The following is a 2,389-nucleotide window of genomic DNA, read 5'->3' on the forward strand; positions in this document are numbered from 1 at the left end:
GGGCTTGTCACATTGGCGGGTTCTACTGCCCCGATAGCGGAACCCAGCCGATGGCCGCCATATGGGATTTCAATATCTTACGGGTGCAGACCGGGCCGACCAGAGGGCGGGAATCGGTGAGAATTGTCCGAACGTGACAAGCCCAATGGGACAATCCGGCAGGTCCGCTTCCGGGCACGGATTGAGCGCCGGGCATGTCCGCTCCGGAGGGGCCAGGAAGGCCTCCAAACGTCAGCAATGGGGACGCACCGCCCAATCGCACGGGCGGGATGCTCGCGCCCGGAACCCGCAGCGAGCGGCAGCCGGCTCAACGCCGCCGGCATTGAACCCTCGTGCCGCCTTGCTCCTGACGGCTTTGGGGGGCGCGCGGCGCTTCCGCGCGATCCATGACTGCAGTGGGCAGGTGTCGCCGGCGGATCGCGGCGCCAAGTGCCGACGCCAATGGCCGCGCGTGCCACTGACCCGGGAGAGGGGATCGGTTATCCTCCTCATTCATGGTTGCATGGGGGACGATCATGAAGATCCAGTTTCTCTTAGCCCCCAAATGAGGAACATCCTCGCGGTCCCGACTATCATATTATCGCCGAGTATCCTCCTGATCATGCGGTCGTCGTCCACGATGTTCCCCATCCCGGTGCGGCATCGGGGCCGTCAATGCCGTTGTCCCCCAGAAGTGTCAATGATTGCATCCGCATCATCCCGTTGCGGATTCTCGCCGCGGCCCCGGTCGGCTACTGACACTACTTATCGGACGTCGGACCGGCCGCTTTCCGCCCAATGTGGTCGGCGCGATCAGAGGGAGCGCGTCGAAAGCCGCCAGTGGCTTGGCCTCCTCCGATGCCCGATCATGCGCCGGCGGGCGGGGATCGCTGACAGTTTCTCTATGAGCCGGGTCCGCTTCCGGTCGCGGTTGAATCGCGGATACGTCCGCTTCGGAGAAGCCCGTCGGGCCTGTGCTCGTCCGCTCAGGGGACCAAGCGGTCGCCGCATTGGGCGGCTCAACCCTGTCGTCCTGGGCGGCTGACGACTCGTCGGTGAGCAGCTTTCCAGTGACGTTGCCCTGCCACAGGCTGCAGTGCCGCCTGTAGCCGCGAGCGGTGCGGGCTGCGCCGAGGCCCCGCGCATGCCGCTGACCTGGGACAGGGGATCGGCTATCCTCGGCATTCTTGGGTTGCGTGGGGGGAACGATCATGAAGATCCAGTTTCTCGCTGCCGCGATAGTGCTGCTCGGCACCGGCTCCGCGGCGGCAGAGCCCATGTCGATCGCGACATGGAATGTCGAAGCCGCAACCGCTGAATCGGTTCTCAAGCGAGCCGATCCCATCGGCTGTGCCGCTGCCGCCCACAAGGCGGCGACACCCGATCACGCGCTGCCCCAGGTGATCGTGCTCGACGAAATCACATCGGTGGTCGCGGCCGCTGAAGTCGCCCGGTTTCTCGGCTATGCCAATGCGACCGTCATCGCGACGGACCACAGCAACGATTCCGACGTCTGGCCGAATGCGCTTGAGGTCGGGATCGTCACGACCAAGGCGGTGGTGAGCGCCATCTCGATCGAGCAACAGCGCACCAGAGAGCATCCTGAGCGGGACCCGCTGCGGCCGCCCTTCATCTATGACCTTGCCACGTCCGAAGTGAGCAAGGGCACGGTCGAGGAGCTTCGCATTCCGACCCAACTTGCCGACGCCTTCGTCCCGCGGGGGATCTTGCGCGTCGAGCTGGAGGGCGGGGTTGTCGTCTACGGCGTTCACTTGAATTCCAGCGGCCTGGGCTTCTGCCGGCCGTCCGAGGGTGTTCGGAGCCTGATCAAATCGGCAAACGCACTCGGCCTCGTCGCGGAGGCGATTGCCGTCGAGAACGCCGAGAAGGCGGTGAGGCTGGCAATGCCCAAGGCACGCAATCCGGGCATCGCCGCCACGACGGATGAAGCGCTTGATAGAGCCCGGTCTCGCGAGGCCAGCCTCGGTGTGGTTGCCGAGCGCGCGTCCGCTGACGTGGCCGCCGGGAAAAGCGTCTTCGTCGCGGGCGATTTCAACACGCCGTTCGTGGAGAAGTGCAAGACCGGCAAGAAGCTCGACGAAGACTTTCGGCCGCTCGTCGGATGCAGCATGGGTCTGACGCCCGAAACCTGCGGGACGACAGACGGCTTCGACGACAGCTATGCCATTCTCACCGAGGCGCTGATCGGCACCGTCAGATTCAAGAACCTGACGAGCGGGCTTGGCCGAACCTATGTCAGCACCGACTTTGCCGATTCTCCGATCGACAATGTCTTCGTCGCCGGACCTTTGACCTCTCGGACGTTCACAGCCGTGAAGCTCAGCGAACCGATCGACGACAACACTGTCTTCGCTTCGGATCACTATCCTGTTCTGGTGACCTCTCCATA

Annotated in this window: 1 protein-coding gene; it reads left to right on the forward strand. The window is 64.3% G+C overall.

The annotated features are described in order from the left end of the window. Positions 1 to 1,190 precede the first annotated feature (1,190 nt). A partial coding sequence (locus tag AAHM41_RS39925) for a hypothetical protein (protein ID WP_342242204.1) occupies positions 1,191 to 2,389 on the forward strand: 1,199 nt, incomplete at its 3' end.

Source organism: Inquilinus sp. OTU3971 (assembly GCF_038440215.1).